The 15,221-nt window shown below is 52.2% G+C and carries 13 protein-coding genes; 4 read left to right on the forward strand and 9 right to left on the reverse strand.

The window, feature by feature from the left end:
* Positions 1-11: 11 nt before the first annotated feature.
* Complete coding sequence (nusA, locus tag DBY86_RS11345; protein WP_107820041.1) at positions 12-1,514, reverse strand: transcription termination factor NusA; 1,503 nt, start codon at positions 1,512-1,514, stop codon at positions 12-14.
* A gap of 27 nt (positions 1,515-1,541) precedes the next feature.
* The gene (rimP, locus tag DBY86_RS11350; protein WP_199901101.1) at positions 1,542-1,973 is read right to left on the reverse strand and encodes a ribosome maturation factor RimP; all 432 of its coding nucleotides are present in this window, start codon (positions 1,971-1,973) and stop codon (positions 1,542-1,544) included.
* Between the two features lie 363 nt (positions 1,974-2,336).
* Here rimP and serC point away from each other — a divergent pair, with 363 nt between their 5' ends.
* On the forward strand, positions 2,337-3,443 hold the full coding sequence (gene serC, locus DBY86_RS11355) for a phosphoserine transaminase (RefSeq protein ID WP_107820043.1): 1,107 nt from the start codon (positions 2,337-2,339) through the stop codon (positions 3,441-3,443).
* A gap of 121 nt (positions 3,444-3,564) precedes the next feature.
* On the forward strand, positions 3,565-4,122 hold the full coding sequence (locus DBY86_RS11360; RefSeq protein WP_107820052.1) for a nitroreductase family protein: 558 nt from the start codon (positions 3,565-3,567) through the stop codon (positions 4,120-4,122).
* 59 nt (positions 4,123-4,181) lie between these two features.
* On the opposite strand, the gene DBY86_RS11365 is transcribed toward DBY86_RS11360, so the two are convergent.
* From DBY86_RS11365 to nirK, 3 genes are all read right to left on the reverse strand, one after another.
* Positions 4,182-5,063, reverse strand: a complete 882-nt coding sequence (locus DBY86_RS11365; protein WP_107820044.1) for a carbohydrate kinase family protein — start codon at positions 5,061-5,063, stop codon at positions 4,182-4,184.
* A gap of 296 nt (positions 5,064-5,359) precedes the next feature.
* The gene (locus tag DBY86_RS11370; RefSeq protein ID WP_107820045.1) at positions 5,360-6,115 is read right to left on the reverse strand and encodes a formylglycine-generating enzyme family protein; all 756 of its coding nucleotides are present in this window, start codon (positions 6,113-6,115) and stop codon (positions 5,360-5,362) included.
* Between the two features lie 179 nt (positions 6,116-6,294).
* Positions 6,295-7,473 carry a copper-containing nitrite reductase gene (gene nirK / locus DBY86_RS11375; RefSeq protein ID WP_107820046.1) on the reverse strand — a complete coding sequence of 393 codons (1,179 nt, stop codon included), beginning with the start codon at positions 7,471-7,473 and terminating at the stop codon, positions 6,295-6,297.
* A 381-nt stretch (positions 7,474-7,854) separates the two neighbouring features.
* Between nirK and DBY86_RS11380 the strand changes: the two genes are divergently transcribed.
* Complete coding sequence (locus DBY86_RS11380) at positions 7,855-10,110, forward strand: nitric-oxide reductase large subunit (protein WP_107820047.1); 2,256 nt, start codon at positions 7,855-7,857, stop codon at positions 10,108-10,110.
* A gap of 102 nt (positions 10,111-10,212) precedes the next feature.
* On the opposite strand, the gene DBY86_RS11385 is transcribed toward DBY86_RS11380, so the two are convergent.
* From DBY86_RS11385 to rnhA, 3 genes are all read right to left on the reverse strand, one after another.
* Positions 10,213-11,400, reverse strand: a complete 1,188-nt coding sequence (locus DBY86_RS11385; RefSeq protein ID WP_107820048.1) for an LD-carboxypeptidase — start codon at positions 11,398-11,400, stop codon at positions 10,213-10,215.
* A gap of 39 nt (positions 11,401-11,439) precedes the next feature.
* Entirely contained in the window at positions 11,440-11,844 is a 405-nt protein-coding gene (locus DBY86_RS11390) for an HIT family protein (protein ID WP_003709130.1), read from the reverse strand.
* A gap of 932 nt (positions 11,845-12,776) precedes the next feature.
* Positions 12,777-13,214, reverse strand: coding sequence for a ribonuclease HI (gene rnhA / locus DBY86_RS11395; protein WP_107820049.1), 438 nt, complete (start codon positions 13,212-13,214; stop codon positions 12,777-12,779).
* Positions 13,215-13,327: 113 nt separating this feature from the next.
* On the opposite strand from rnhA, the gene tehB reads away from it, so the two are divergent.
* Positions 13,328-14,197, forward strand: a complete 870-nt coding sequence (gene tehB, locus DBY86_RS11400) for an SAM-dependent methyltransferase TehB (protein WP_107820050.1) — start codon at positions 13,328-13,330, stop codon at positions 14,195-14,197.
* 49 nt (positions 14,198-14,246) lie between these two features.
* Here tehB and thiD read toward each other — a convergent pair whose 3' ends face one another.
* Positions 14,247-15,053: a bifunctional hydroxymethylpyrimidine kinase/phosphomethylpyrimidine kinase gene (gene thiD, locus DBY86_RS11405; protein WP_107820051.1), complete on the reverse strand. Its 807-nt coding sequence runs from the start codon at positions 15,051-15,053 to the stop codon at positions 14,247-14,249.
* Between the last annotated feature and the right edge of the window lie 168 nt (positions 15,054-15,221).

Raw genomic sequence — 15,221 nt, forward strand, 5'->3', positions numbered from 1 at the left:
CTGTACCCCCTTTATTTGTCTTCGGTAAACCAGTGTTCGCGTGCGGTCAGGATGACGGCTTTTGCGGTTTCTTCGTTTACACCGGTGATTTCAATCAGTTCGTCCACGGCAAGCTCTGCCAAGTCGTCGCGGGTGGTAATGCCTGCTTCGGCAAGGCTGCGGAGCATATCGGCATCTACGCCTTCGAGGTTGCGCATATCGTCGGATACTTCGCCCAGTTTTTCTTCGGCGGCAATCGCCATGGTCAGGATGGCATCGCGGGCGCGGTTGCGGAGCATATCGACGATTTCTTCGTCAAATCCTTCAATGGCAAGCAGTTCGGCGGCAGGAACATAGGCGACTTCTTCCAAGGTTGCAAAACCTTCTTGAACCAACACGTCGGCGGTTTCTTCATCCACATTCAAGTGATCCATAAACAGGCGGCGGATGGCGGCATCTTCTGCCGCATTGCGTTCGTCTGCCTCGGCGGAAGTCATAATGTTGAGCTGCCAGCCGGTCAGGTCGGAGGCGAGGCGCACGTTTTGACCGCCGCGCCCGATGGCGAGCGCGAGCTGGTCTTCGGATACGATGACATCGACGGCGTGTTTGTCTTCGTCGATGACGATGCGGCTGACTTCGGCGGGGGAAAGTGCGCTCATGACGAATTGGGCAGGCTCGGGCGACCAAAGGACAACGTCGATGCGTTCGCCGGACAATTCGTTGCTGACCGCGTTGACACGCGAACCGCGAACGCCGATACAGGTGCCTTGCGGATCGATGCGCTGGTCGTTGGCTTTGACGGCGACCTTGGCACGTTGTCCCGGGTCGCGGGCGACAGCGCGGATTTCAAGCATGCCGTCTGCAATTTCAGGTACTTCATTGGCGTACAGTTTGACGAGGAAATCGCCGGAAGTACGGCTCAGGATGACTTGTTTGCGGCCGGTGTTGCCGATTTCTTCGACGCGCAGGAAGAGGGCGCGGATGCGGTCGCCGCTGCGGAAGTTTTCGCGCGGAATCATTTGGTCGCGCGGAATCAGCGCGTCCAGTTTGCCGGCAACGACTTCGACGATGATGCCGTGGCGTTCGACGCGTTTGACCGTGCCGGACACGATGTCTTCTTTGATGGCGAGAAACTCGTTCAGATTCTGCTCGCGCTCCGCATCGCGGATGCGTTGCAGGATGATTTGTTTGGCGGTTTGCGCGGCTTGGCGGCCGAAGCCTTCGTTGGGCAGCTGCTCTTCATAGTATTCGCCGATTTGGATGGTAGTGCCGGGAATTTCCTCTTGGATTTCCTCGATGGTTTTTTCGACATCGGGATAGGTATAGTCTTCATCGGCGACAATCAGCCAACGGCGGAAGGTTTGGTATTCGCCGGTATCGCGGTTGATTTGGACGCGCACGTCCATGTGTTCGCGGTCTGCCTTTTTCTTGGCGGCGGTAGAGAGTGCGAATTCCAGTGCTTGGAAGACGACTTCCGCATCAACGTTTTTTTCGCTTGCCAGTGCTTCTGCCAGCTGTAACATTTCACGACTCATTTTGAAAATCTCCAATATTGCTGTGTTTTAGAATTTGAATTCGGGGCGCAGACGGGCTTTGTCGATGTTGTCCAACCCGATTTGCACGGTTTTGCCGTCGAAGGATACGGTAACGGTATCGTTTTCGCAGCCTTCGATTTTACCGATAAAGTTTTTTTGACCGTCTATCGGCAGGCGGGTTTTGATTTTTGCCTGCTGACCGGTAAAGCGCACGAAGTCGGCGGCTTTTTTCAAGGGGCGGTCGAGTCCGGGGCTGGAAATTTCCAGGTTTTTATAGTCGATGTCTTCCACCATAAACACGCGGCTCAAGTGGTTGCTGACGGTTGCGCAATCTTCGACGGTAATGCCGCCTTCTTTGTCGATGAACACGCGCAATGTTCCTTGCGCGGTCAGTTCGAAATCGACCAGTTCGTAGCCCAGGCCGGGCAGGGTTTTTTCGAGGATGGTTTGAATATCCATGCTGCTCCCTATGTACATAATAAAAAAATGGCCCCGTGGCCATTTTTCGTCAAAGTTGAAAAATCGGCGTGATTATAACCGCTTTTGCGGAGAAATGAAAGTGTTGATTTATTTTGTGTTTTTGGGACGGAAAAAGCGGGTGTAAGGGAGGTTTGTAATGGGAAATCGTGAATATTGTTGACAAAACAAATGTATCTATTTGTCGTTGGCATGATTTTTATGTTTATAAATCAATATATTGATATTATTTTCCGTGTTCGGTCGGCATGGAGTCGGGCGGAGGACAGGTATTTCCCATCCTTGCACAAAGCCTGCTGCAAGCCTAAAATCGGGCGGGTTATTGTTCAGAATCAGGGCTGCATCATGTCTCTTTATCCGATTTACAATTTTTCCGCCGGCCCCGCCGTGTTGCCTGAAGCCGTGTTGGAAACGGCGCGGCAGGAAATGACGGACTACAACGGTACGGGTTTTTCCGTGATGGAAATGAGCCACCGTTCGGAAATGTTTTTGAGCATCCTGCATCATGCGGAACAGGATTTGAGGCAGCTTTTGAAAGTGCCTGACAACTATAAGATATTGTTTCTGCAGGGCGGAGCAACAACCCAATTTAATATGGCAGCCATGAATCTGGCACACGGTTTCCGCACTGCCGACGCGGTGGTAACGGGCAACTGGAGCCGTATCGCTTATGAACAGATGAGCCGTTTGACCGATACGGAAATCCGTTTGGCGGCGCATGGCGGCGAGCAGTTCGACTATCTCGACCTGCCGCCTGTGGAAACGTGGGATGTTGCACCCGATTCGGCGTTTGTCCATTTTGCCGTCAATGAAACTGTCAATGGGCTGCAATACCGTGAAGTGCCTCGCCTTTCAGACGGCATGCCGCCGTTGGTGTGCGATATGTCCAGCGAGATTCTGTCGCGTGAGTTTGATGTTGCCGACTACGGACTGATTTACGCAGGCGCACAAAAAAACATCGGGCCGGCAGGAGTTACGGTGGTGATTGTGCGTGAGGATTTGCTCGAGCGTTGTCCGAACGATATTCCCGATGTGTTCAACTACCGTTCTCATTTGAACCGCGACGGTATGTACAACACGCCGTCAACTTACGCGATTTATATGTCGGGGCTGGTGTTCCGCTGGCTGCAGGCGCAGGGCGGTGTGAAAAAAATTGAAGCGGTCAATAGGCTGAAGGCGCAAACCTTGTATGAGACGATAGATGGCAGCGGCGGTTTTTACATCAACGATATTCATCCTGATGCGCGATCCAAAATGAACGTGGTCTTCAAAACTGAAAGCGAGGATTTGGACCGCCGCTTTGTGTTGGAAGCCGAGTTGCAGGGCTTGTGCCTGCTCAAGGGTTATAAAACCGTCGGCGGGATGCGCGCCAGCATTTACAATGCGATGCCGCTCGAAGGCGTGCGGGCTTTGGCGGATTTTATGCGCGATTTCCAACGGCGTTACGGTTGATTTTCAAATGCCGCCTGAATGCGTTTCAGACGGCATTTCTTTTCGGTTTTCTGCCGTAATGGTATTGCTGTACGCTTTGTGTTATAAACCCTGCTTCCGGAATGATTTGAAAGACGATGATATGGACGCTTTGCAGCTTTTGACTACCCGACGCTCTTCAAAAAAACTGGCGGCGCCGGTTCCCAATTCGGAGCAGTTGGAACAAATATTGCAGGCGGCAACCCAAGTTCCCGATCACGGCAATATGCGCCCGTTCCGTTTTACCGTGATTCAGGGGGACACTGCTTTGCAGCGTTTCCGCCGTATTTTGGCGCAGACGGTTGACGCGTTGAATTTCGGCGCGGAGGCGTTGCAGAAGGCGGAAAAAGTGGGCAATATGGCTCCGATGGTTATTGGTGTAACGTTTGCGCCCAACCGCGATGTGCCTAAGCCGAAACCGGAATGGGAACAGATGCTGACGGCGGGTTGTGCGGCGTATGCGCTGCAATTGGCGGCAACGGCGCAAGGTTTCGACAATGTCTGGATAACGGGGATGTGGGTCAACAGCCCCTTGTTGCGGGAGGCTTTCGGTTGTGCGGATAAGGATAAAATCATCGGGCTGATGATGATCGGCACGCCGACAGAGGAAGCGCATAAGCCCAAGAATACCGATTTGGAAGCGTTTGTCAGCCATTGGTAAACGGAATCTCAAGCAAAATGCCGTCTGAAAGGCTTTCAGACGGCATTTTTCCATGCGTTTTAAACAGGGTTCATGAAACGCCCGATGCGTTCGGGGGAAATTTCCGGCGTTGCACCATGTTCGGAGGCGACCAGCGCACCAAGTGCGCAGGAAAAGGCGAGGGCATATTGGGGTTCCGCGCGGTTGAGTAGCTGATAAATCAGACCGCCAAGGAAACTGTCTCCCGAGCCGACGGTATCGGCAACTTCGATTTTAAATCCGCCGTGTCGGAAAAATTCCCCGTTTTTGTACAGGACTGCGCCGTGGCTGCCCAAGGTTACGCAAAGAGTGTCTGTATCGGTCAGTTTTGCCAGATAAACGATGTTTTGCTCCAAACTGTGATAGGGCGATCCGTAAATCTTTGACAGTTCGTAGAGTTCGTCATCGTTGAGTTTGACGACATCAGCCTGTTTCATAGTTTCTAAAATCAGGGAAGCGTCGTAATGCGGTTTGCGCAGGTTGACATCGAAGATTTTGAATTTTGCCTGTTGCAGCAGGCTGTTTAAAGTTTTTCGGGAGGTTTCGTCGCGCATGGCCAGGCTGCCGAAAATAAAGGCATCGGATTGGGCAACGCGGTGCAGTGCTGCTTCTTCTGTCCGGATGCCGTCCCATGCACAGGGATAGACAATTTCGTAGGATGCGCTGCCTTGGGCATTCAGCGACACTTTAACCTGACTGGTGGGATAATCCGGATGAATCTGGACAAAGTCGGAAACGATGTTCTTTTGTTGTATTTGTCGGACAAGTTCTTCTCCGTCGCCATCATTTCCCCTACTGCTGATAATGGCGGTATCCATACCGAGCGATTGTAATCTGTACAGCACGTTTAAAGGTGCGCCGCCCAAAATTTTTCCATCAGGGAAAGTATCCCACAGTATCTCGCCGAAGCCGGTAATTTTCATTGGATTTCCTTGGTTTGGATAAATAGTCGGAAAGTTTGACGGCTTTGCAGACCGTCGCTGATCGGGAATGTAGTAATACTCCGAATGAGTTTTATAAATTTCGTTGGAAAAATAAAACGTTGTCGGTATTTTGACGGGTTTGCCGCAAAGGTGGTTTGATTCACCGCAAGATAATTTTGTTTTTTCCTACAAAATATTGCTTGAAATTGCAAGATGATGAAACAAAACTAGAATTTTCGGGCAAAAAACGGCGGTACTTTTCAGTACCGCCAAAGCTGCTTTGGTAATTGAAGGGGTTATCGGCTTGCGCAACGGAAGCCCAAGTTGTGCAAGACATATTTGGATTGCAGGCTGGTGCGGATGCCGTAGCGGAGGAAGGCGGCATAGTTGGACGAGTCGCTCGACCCGATAGACGCGCCGCTGCAAAACATTTGCGCATTGGCATTGCCGGAAGAAAGCAGGCTGCTGTTGAAATCTTCCGTCCATTCCCAAATCAGCCCGTGCATATCGTAAACGCCCCAGTAGTTCGGGCGGCCTTTGCCGACATCGTGCAGGCCTTTCCGTCCGCCGTCGGCATACCAATCGAGAATAGTGCGGTTGTAGCCGGGTTCGTTTGAACCGTTTTTCTGAGTAGCAGAGGCAAGTCCGGCAAATTCCCATTCGTCGATGGTCGGCAGGCGTTTGCCTTGTGCGGCGCAATAGGCGTTGGCGGCAAACCAGGAAACATTGGTTACCGGCTGTTTTAATTCGCTTGCCTTTGGTGCATAGCTGTGGCTGCCATTTTTAATCCAGTGTTTCAGATAAGAAGGCTCCGCCTGTTTGGAACTGACCCTGCCTTTTTGCCATTGGGGGTGGCTGTTGACAAATTCGGCAAACTCGGCATTGGTAACGGGATATTTATCCAGTTTGAACGGTTTGACTTTAATCAGGCCGGTATCTTTTTTCAGATAAAGCGGGCGGTAGCTGCCGCCTTCGATTTGAACCATTTCGGCAGACGCCGCTTGAGTGCCGGCGAGTGCCGCACAGAGAAAGAGTAACCGGGCAAACTTCATATTATGCCTCCTGACAGGCGGTTAAAATTGATTTTTCAGACGGCATTTTAAACGAAAAGCTGCGAATGCCGTCTGAAGAATCAATCTTCCGAAAGGAAAGATTGGTTGTTAAAAAACCACTGCCGTGCGTAATGAAGTACGGCGGCAGTGGTTTGTCCCGCTAATGACGGGGATCCGGTTTAATAAACGCTTTTTTCGGATGCAGAGGCTGCCGGGGCAGAAGCAGCCAGTGCGGAAGCAGCAGGGGCAGAAGCCGCGCCGCTGCCGGCGTAAGCGGTATCACTCAATTTTTGAGTCATAATTTCAGGGTTTTCCGCACCCTCTACTTTCAATTGGCCCAACGCGCCTTTGTTGAATGCGCGGAAGATGGAGTGGTCGACCAAAGTGTAGCTGCCCGGGATATCGACTTTGAATTCGACAATGGCAGAGCCGCCGGCAGGAACGATGGTGCTTTGTACGTTTTCGTTAATCAGCTTGCCGCCTTCAACATAAACTTTGTCGAAGATTTCGCCGATGACGTGGAAGGAAGACACCAGGTTCGGACCGCCGTTACCGACGTACATACGCACGGTTTCGCCTGCTTTGGCTTTCAGCGCGTTATCGCCGGCGATAGAACCTACATGACCGTTGAATACGACGTATTCAGGCTGTTCGGCAACGGCTTTGTCCATGTCGAACGGTTGCAGGCCTTGCGCGCCTTTTTTGCCTTTGGTGTAGAAGTCGCCTTGGACGATGTAGAACTCTTTATCCACTTTTGGCAGGCCTTCTTTAGGCTCGACCAAAATCAGGCCGTACATACCGTTGGCGATGTGCATACCGACCGGCGCGACGGCGCAGTGGTAGATGTACAGACCCGGTTGCAGGGCTTTGAAGCTGAATGTGGAAGTGCGACCCGGGGCGGTAAAGGTCGCGGCTGCACCGCCGCCCTGACCGGTTGCGGCGTGGAAGTCAACGTTGTGCGGAACGGTAGAAGACGGGTTGTTGGAGAATTCGACTTCTACAGTATCGCCTTCGCGTACGCGGATCATGCGGCCCGGAACGTCGCCGTCAAATGTCCAGTAGTGGTATTCCACCCCGTCGTCCATTTTCATGGTTTTTTCGACGGTTTCCATTTTCACGCGGACTTTGGCAGGGTAGTCGCGGTCGATTGCGGGAGGTACTTCGGGAGCGTGGGTGGTAACCGCATCGATGACGGGCAGTTCGCCTGCAGGCGTTTCGGCGGCAGCTTGTGCGGCGGAACTTGCGGCTTCTGCGGAAGCGGCAGGGGTTTCGGCAGGAGCTTGAGCAGCTTGTTCGCCACCGCAGGCGGCTAAAGCAAACATAGAAGCGATAATTGCAGCTAAGGCTTGGCGTTTCATGATGTTTTCCTTTTGTAAGAAAAGTAAATTGTCCTGAAAGGATTGGTTAAGAACTTGGTGTGATTATGCGGTTGCCCCATTGCGGGCATTTTGATTTAAGTCAAATAATTCATAAAATATGAACTTAAAATGACACTTCTAATACTTTATAACTACTAAAAATTACAATGAATAGGCTGATTTGCCAGGGTTTCGGCAGAGCAGGCAAAGGCAGGGCAATTCCCGAGTAAAGAATAATGATAGTTATTATCATATATGTATTTGTTTTATATGTGAGTTTGTTTGAACAAATGTTTATTTGCGCGGTAAACCGTGCTACAATCTTTAACATTCATATTCTGTGAATTTTAAACAACTGCTTTATTAAAAGGAGCTCTCAAAATGGGACAGTACAAGAAGCTGTGGTACTTGCTGTTTGCCGTTCTGGCAGTATGCTTTACCATTCTTGGCTATATGGGCAGCGAGGTTTATAAGAAAGCCCCGCCTTACCCCGAACAGGTCGTTTCCGCATCCGGCAAGGTCTTGATGACGAAAGACGATATTTTGGCAGGTCAGTCTGCATGGCAGACTACCGGCGGTATGGAGGTCGGTTCGATTCTGGGCCACGGCGCATATCAGGCTCCGGACTGGACGGCGGACTGGCTGCATCGTGAGTTGGTTGCCTGGTTGGATCTGACTGCGCAAGAAACTTACGGTAAAAAATTTGACGAAGTTTCTCCTGAAGAACAAGCTGTTCTGAAAACACGTTTGGCTGACGAATACCGCAACCAAAGCCGTGTTAAGGAAGACGGCAGCGTCGTCATCAGCGATACGCGCGTGAAAGCCATCGAAAGCATCCTGCCGTACTACCACGGTGTTTACGGCGACGATCCCGCGCTGCAAACCACCCGCGAACACTTTGCAATGAAAAACAACACATTGCCAAGCCAAGAAGCGCGTGAAAAACTGTTCGACTTCTTCTTCTGGACTTCTTGGTCTGCTTCGACCAACCGTCCCGGCGAGGTCTTTACCTACACCAACAACTGGCCGCACGAGCCTTTGATCAACAACGTACCGACCACTGAAAACTATATGTGGTCATTCACCAGCGTTGTTCTTCTGTTGATGGGCATCGGTTTGTTGATGTGGGGTTATTCTTTCCTGACCAAACACGAAGAAGTGGAAGTTCCGGCTGAAGATCCTATTTCTAAGGTTCAGTTGACTCCTTCGCAAAAAGCATTGGGCAAATATGTATTCCTGACAGTTGCCCTGTTTGTGGTACAAGTATTGTTGGGTGGTCTGACTGCGCACTATACCGTCGAAGGTCAAGGTTTCTATGGCATTGACGAAGCACTGGGCTTCGAAATGTCCGATTGGTTCCCTTATGCCTTGACCCGTACTTGGCACCTTCAATCCGCCATCTTCTGGATTGCAACCGGTTTCCTGACAGCAGGTCTGTTCTTGGCTCCGATTGTGAACGGCGGTAAAGATCCTAAGTTTCAACGTGCCGGTGTGAACTTCCTGTACATCGCCCTGTTCATCGTGGTCGGCGGTTCTTACGCAGGTAACTTCTTTGCGTTGACGCACATCCTTCCCCCCGAATTTAATTTCTGGTTCGGACACCAAGGTTACGAATACCTCGATTTGGGCCGCTTCTGGCAACTCCTGTTGATGGTCGGTCTGTTGTTGTGGCTGTTCCTGATGTTGCGCTGCACGGTTTCCGCCTTCAAAGAAAAAGGCGTAGACAAAAACCTGCTGGCAATCTTTGTCGCTTCTATGGTCGGTGTGGGCGTATTCTACGCACCGGGCCTGTTCTATGGCGAAAAATCCCCGATTGCCGTAATGGAATACTGGCGTTGGTGGGTGGTTCACCTGTGGGTGGAAGGCTTCTTTGAAGTATTTGCCACTGCCGCCTTTGCCTTTGTCTTCTACAATATGGGCTTTGTCCGCCGCAGTACCGCTACTGCATCCACTTTGGCCGCTGCCGCCATCTTTATGTTGGGCGGCGTTCCCGGTACGCTGCACCACCTGTACTTCTCCGGCTCTACCTCCGCCTCTATGGCAATCGGTGCCTGCTTCTCCGCTTTGGAAGTCGTGCCGCTGGTGTTGCTGGGCCGTGAAGCATACGAGCATTGGTCTTACCAACACTTGTCCGACTGGGCGAAACGCCTGCGTTGGCCGCTGATGTGCTTCGTGGCAGTCGCCTTTTGGAATATGATCGGTGCCGGTGTATTCGGTTTCCTGATTAACCCGCCGATTTCCCTGTTCTATATCCAAGGTTTGAATACTTCTGCTGTTCATGCGCACGCCGCCTTGTTCGGTGTGTACGGTTTCTTAGCTCTGGGCTTCGTATTGCTGGTTGCACGCTACTTAAAACCTAATGTTCAATTTGACGACAAACTGATGACTTGGGGTTTCTGGCTGCTGAACGGCGGTCTGGTGGGTATGATTGCCATCAGCCTGTTGCCTGTCGGCGCGATTCAGGCATACGCCTCCATCACGCACGGCCTGTGGTATGCGCGTAGCGAAGAGTTCCTGCAAATGGAAATCTTGGATACTCTGCGTTGGGTTCGTACTGCTGCTGACTTGATCTTCATCGGTGGTGCTGTTTGCGTTGCTATCCAAGCTACCAAAATCGTATTCAGCCGCGATAAATAAGTTTTAGTTTGAATATTGGAAACCGCACCTGCCATCAGGTGCGGTTTTTTTACAGGAAAATGCCGTCTGAAGACTTCAGACGGCATTTGTCCGTTTGCGGGTTTATTCCGAAATATCGGCAACACCGCTTTCGGGGAAGATAGGCAAATCCGGCGGCGGGAGCAGGGTATCCAAAGTCAGGGCGGACGCATCGAGTGTCGGATAGCCTTCAAACGCGACCGAATAACCGCCGTTTCCGTTCATACGGATTCGGGCGTGCGCACCCAGCGGGAAAGTGATTTTGTCGGCAATATGTCCGAATGGGAAACCTGTCAGCACAGGAATTTTTGCCGTACGCGAAATATGGTTGACCACGGTAGAAAAATCATAAGACGAATCGTATACATCGCGGATATTACCCATACGGAAATCGCCGAAAATAATGGCGCGTTGTTTGCCCAAAATACCCGAAAGATACAGCGTATTGAGCATACGTTCGATGCGGTAGGGCTGTTCGCCGACATCTTCGAGAAACAAAATGCCACCGTCGATGTCGGGCATATAAGGCGTACCGGCGAGCGAGGCGAGGACGCTTAAGTTGCCGCCCCACAACGTACCTTCGGTTTCGACATCGGCACGTTGGATATAAGGAACATCAACGGTCGGGCGGTTTTGGGTTACCCCCTTGATAAAGGCATCCATTGTAAACACGCTGGGGGAGGGTTTGCCGAATTCGCTGTATGCCATCGGACCGGCAAAACTCATCATATTTCCTTTTGCCAAGAGTGCCAGCTGGATGGCGCACACATCGCTGAATCCGAAAAACAGCGTGCCGCGTTCGCGCATTCTTGCGCCGAGCGAGGCAAAATCGATATGCGGCAGAATGCGTACCGCACCATAACCGCCGCGCAAACCCATCAGAACTTTAGGCGTGGCAACGCGGCCGGAGGCGACCTCTTGGAAATCTGCCGCGCGTTGTGCGTCCGTACCGGCAAACCGTTGGAAGCGGCGGTTGCCCGCCTGTTGGTTGGTTACGGTAAAACCGGCATTGTAAAGGCGGGTTAAGGCTGTGTTGACGCGATTGGTGTCTTCGGCAAATCCTGACGAAGCGACAATACGCAGAAGATTGTCGGCAGAGTTGGAATGGCGTGGTGGTTCGGGGTACACGGTTCGGGCTTTCGCAACAGGGTGAGAGGGCGCGGATGGGGCATTGTTTGAAGCAGGCGCAGTACCGCAAGCCTGAAGCAGTCCCGCGCCTGCGGCGGCGGTACAGGTTTTCAGGAAACGGCGGCGGGAGGTCGGTTCGGTCATAATTTCCCTTTCATACGGTTTCAGACGGCATCGGCGGGCTTAAAGCAGCTTTTTAAGCTGTTCCGTCCAATCTTGCGGCAGGGTCATACCGTGTTTCCGGACGGGGTTTGCCCAAATCGGCGCAGGGAAAGTCGCATCGTTTTCAAAGCGGGCGATAATATGCCAGTGCAGGTGCGGCACGACATTGCCCAAGCTGGCGAGGTTGATTTTTGCCGGCCGGAACACTTGGCGCATAGCGGCTTCGACTTTGTACACCATTTCCATCAATTCGCCGCGTTCCGCTGCCGAAAGGTCGGTCATTTCGGCAATATGCTTACGCCAAATGACGCGGCAGAATGCAGGCGAACCGCTGTCGTTATGGACGGCGATGACGCGCAGCTTGGGGGTTTGCAGCAAAATATCTTCATCTTGTGCCGTGCAGATGGGGCAGGGTTGGGCGGTCATTTTTCCTTATTCCTGAAAGTGTTTAAAAAACGGTAGGGCAATTTCTGATAGTTTAATTTGTCTGTCCGCATTGCCGTCAATTGTACCACTTCATAGGGCGGTGCTTTATGTGTCGTCCTGTGTGTTGAAACATATCGGACGCGTTTGAACAGTTGTGCGGCAAACTGTTTTAGCGGCAGGCAAGAGATGCCGTCTGAAGCCCATTGTCCGTCATTCCCACACAGGCAGTTGCTACAGTTACTGAAGCCCCTTAGCCGTCGCGTAGGCAGTTGCTACGGTTACTAAATTCCCGTCATTCCCTCAAAAACAGAAAACCAAAATCAGAAACCTAAAATCCCGTCATTCCCGCAGCTCTTCGTCATTCCCGCGAAAGCGGGAATCTAGAACTTTTAAATTTTCAGACGGCTTTTGAATATTGCCGTTGCCCGACGTTTTGGATTCCCGCCTGCGCGGGAATGACGGCAGAGCGGTTTCTGTTGCTCCCGATAAATGCCGCAATCTCAAATCCCGTTATTCTCTCAAAAACAGAAAACCAAAATCAGAAACCTAAAATCCTGTCATTCCCGCAGCTCTTCGTCATTCCCGCGAAAGCGGGAATCTAGAACTTTTAAATTTTCAGACAGCTTTTGAATATTGCCGTTGCCCGACGTTCTGGATTCCCGCCTGCGCGGGAATGACGGTGGGAGAACAATGCCGTCTGAAGCCCGACAAAGCCCCCAATGCCGTCTGAAACCTCGTCATTCCTCTGCTGTCCGCAACTTTTCGTCATTCCCGTGAAAACGGGAATCTAGAACTTTTAAATTTTCAGACGGCTTTTGAATATTGTCGTTGCCCGACGTTCTGGATCCCCGCCTGCGCGGGAATGACGCTGGAGGACGATGCCGTCTGAATCCCATTAGCGGTTTCAGACGGCATTTTTGCCGACGCGGTAATCAGGAAAACTGCGCCGCGCCACGGTTTGCCAAATCGTCGGCGCGTTCGTTTTCCGCGTGTCCCGCGTGTCCTTTCACCCAAGTCCAGCTGACTTGATGCTGTCCGACCAGTGTATCGAGTTCTTTCCACAAATCATCGTTTTTGACGGGCTGTTTGGCGGCGGTTTTCCAGCCGTTGCGTTTCCAACCGTGTATCCAGTTTTCCATGCCGTTTTTAACGTATTGTGAGTCGGTGCAGATGATGACGGTGCAGCGGCGTTTGAGCGATTTCAGCCCTTCGATGACGGCGGTCAGCTCCATGCGGTTGTTGGTGGTCTGCGCTTCGCCGCCGAAAAGTTCTTTTTCGTGGCTGCCGTAGCGCATTAATACGCCCCAGCCGCCCGCGCCGGGATTGCCTTTGCACGCGCCGTCGGTGTAAAGGTAAACGGTTTTATCCATTATTGTGCCTTTGTGTGGTGTCCGGCGTGATTATAAGCGGTTTGCGCGCCGTGCCGTCTGAAAGATTGCGGCGGATTGAAATAGGCATATAATGTGCAACTTTATTTTTGAATATGAAGGAGCGGATAGTGGGTCAAAGTGGCGAGTTGTTTTGTTTCGGACAAATGCCCGTATGGAAGGTGGAAAACCTGCCGGAAGTTTTGTTGTCGGGCTATTCGTCTGAGGAAGGGGAGTGGGTCTGCCTGAATGTGTTGCAGGGCGATGTCGAAGTCCGTGCACCGGACGGGTCGGCGGAGGTTTGGTCGGCGGAAAGCGGCGATTGCGTGTTTGCGCCGCAGCAGGTGTTTTCTGTCAAACCGAAAACGGACGATGCCGAAATCCGTTTGTCGCTGTATTGCGCGGCGGCAGACTATTTTCACAAAAAATACGGCATGAGTGCCACGCATTCTGCAGTGGCGTCGGCTCAGGATACCGTACCGGCGGGCAGGGCGTTGGATATGGGCTGCGGACAGGGGCGCAACGCGCTGTTTCTCGGTTTGAAGGGATTTGAAGTTACTGCAGTCGATCACAATCCGGCCGCCTTGGCAAACGTGGCGGAGCTGGCAGAGGCGGAGGGCTTGAACGTCCGCACGCTGGAATATGACTTGAATGCCGCCGCCCTTCAGGGCGAGTTTGATTATATTGTGGCAACAGTGGTGCTGATGTTCCTGATGCCGCAGCGCGTGCCCGACGTGATTGCCGATATGCAGGCGCATACGGCGGCTGGAGGGTACAATTTGATTGTATCGGCAATGGATACGGCGGATTTCCCCTGTCCGATGCCGTTCCCTTTTAAATTTAAAGAGGGCGAGCTGAAGGATTATTATCGGGATTGGGAGCTGGTCGAATACAAAGAAGAATTGGGTTCTATGCACGCCAAAGACGAAAACGGCAATCCGATACGGTTTAAATTTGTAACCATGCTGGCGAAAAAGCCTGAATAATCCTCAAAAATGCCGTCTGAACATTTTGTTTCAGACGGCATTTTTACGTCTAGTCCCGATACGCCCAATGATTGACCGGACCGTGTCCCGCGCCGATTTCCAAAGGGTTTGAGATTGCCGCCGTGATGTAGGCCTTGGCAGTCTGTACGGCTTCGCAAACGTCCGAGCCTTTTGCCAACTCGGCGGTAATGCAGGCGGAAAACGTGCAGCCCGTGCCGTGCGTGTGGGCGGTCGGAAAGCGCGGGCTGTCCAATTCCAGCGTTTCATTTTGCGTAAACAGCCAATCCGTGCAGCGTCCGCTTGCGCTGCCGTTCAAATGTCCGCCTTTGATAACGACATTTTTGACACCGTAATCAAGCAGGATTTTTGCCGCACGTTCCGCATCTTTACGGCTTTCGATACGCACGCCGGTCAGAGCTTCCGCCTCGGGCAGGTTGGGGGTCAACACATCCGTATCGGGAAGCAGCAGCTGCGTCAGTGCCGCAACGGCGGAATCCTGCAACAGCGGCGCACCGCCTTTGGCAATCATCACAGGGTCGAGTACGCGTCTGCCGAAGCGGCAGTGTTTCAGCTTGTCGGCAACGCATTCGATGATTTCCGCCGTGCCGAGCATACCGATTTTGTAGGCGCGGATGTCGAAGTCTTCCCTGATTGCTTGGATTTGCGCGGTGATGGTTTCGGTCGGGACGAGATGAACCGCCGACACGCCCAAGGTATTTTGCGCGGTAACGGCGGTGATGACGCACGTTCCGAACACGCCGCGCATCTGAAACGTTTTCAAATCCGCCTGAATGCCCGCACCGCCGCCCGAATCCGAACCGGCGATGGTAAGCGTTTGCACAAAAGAGCTTTTCATTTGTTCCTCCTTAATATTGCGTCCGATAAAAAGGGCTACTGCCTGTAAAAAAACACGGCGATGCCGTCTGAAAACCGCAGCGCGGGGTTTGTGGTGCATTATATGTCGTATTGCAGGACAAGGCACAGGGCAGGGCGGCAGGGTGCATCGCAGGGTGGGCTGTAGGGT

Origin of the sequence: Neisseria bergeri (assembly GCA_003044455.1) — a bacterium.
Lineage (GTDB): Bacteria > Pseudomonadota > Gammaproteobacteria > Burkholderiales > Neisseriaceae > Neisseria > Neisseria bergeri.

Coding starts and splice junctions, on each gene's coding strand:
- DBY86_RS11360 (WP_107820052.1), top strand. CDS start 3,565: ATGGACGCTTTGCAGCTTTTGACTACCCGACGCTCTTCAAAAAAACTG.
- tehB (WP_107820050.1), top strand. CDS start 13,328: ATGAAGGAGCGGATAGTGGGTCAAAGTGGCGAGTTGTTTTGTTTCGGA.
- nirK (WP_107820046.1), bottom strand. CDS start 7,473: ATGAAACGCCAAGCCTTAGCTGCAATTATCGCTTCTATGTTTGCTTTA.
- thiD (WP_107820051.1), bottom strand. CDS start 15,053: ATGAAAAGCTCTTTTGTGCAAACGCTTACCATCGCCGGTTCGGATTCG.
- DBY86_RS11385 (WP_107820048.1), bottom strand. CDS start 11,400: ATGACCGAACCGACCTCCCGCCGCCGTTTCCTGAAAACCTGTACCGCC.
- rimP (WP_199901101.1), bottom strand. CDS start 1,973: ATGGATATTCAAACCATCCTCGAAAAAACCCTGCCCGGCCTGGGCTAC.
- nusA (WP_107820041.1), bottom strand. CDS start 1,514: ATGAGTCGTGAAATGTTACAGCTGGCAGAAGCACTGGCAAGCGAAAAA.
- DBY86_RS11380 (WP_107820047.1), top strand. CDS start 7,855: ATGGGACAGTACAAGAAGCTGTGGTACTTGCTGTTTGCCGTTCTGGCA.
- rnhA (WP_107820049.1), bottom strand. CDS start 13,214: ATGGATAAAACCGTTTACCTTTACACCGACGGCGCGTGCAAAGGCAAT.
- DBY86_RS11370 (WP_107820045.1), bottom strand. CDS start 6,115: ATGAAGTTTGCCCGGTTACTCTTTCTCTGTGCGGCACTCGCCGGCACT.
- DBY86_RS11365 (WP_107820044.1), bottom strand. CDS start 5,063: ATGAAAATTACCGGCTTCGGCGAGATACTGTGGGATACTTTCCCTGAT.
- DBY86_RS11390 (WP_003709130.1), bottom strand. CDS start 11,844: ATGACCGCCCAACCCTGCCCCATCTGCACGGCACAAGATGAAGATATT.
- serC (WP_107820043.1), top strand. CDS start 2,337: ATGTCTCTTTATCCGATTTACAATTTTTCCGCCGGCCCCGCCGTGTTG.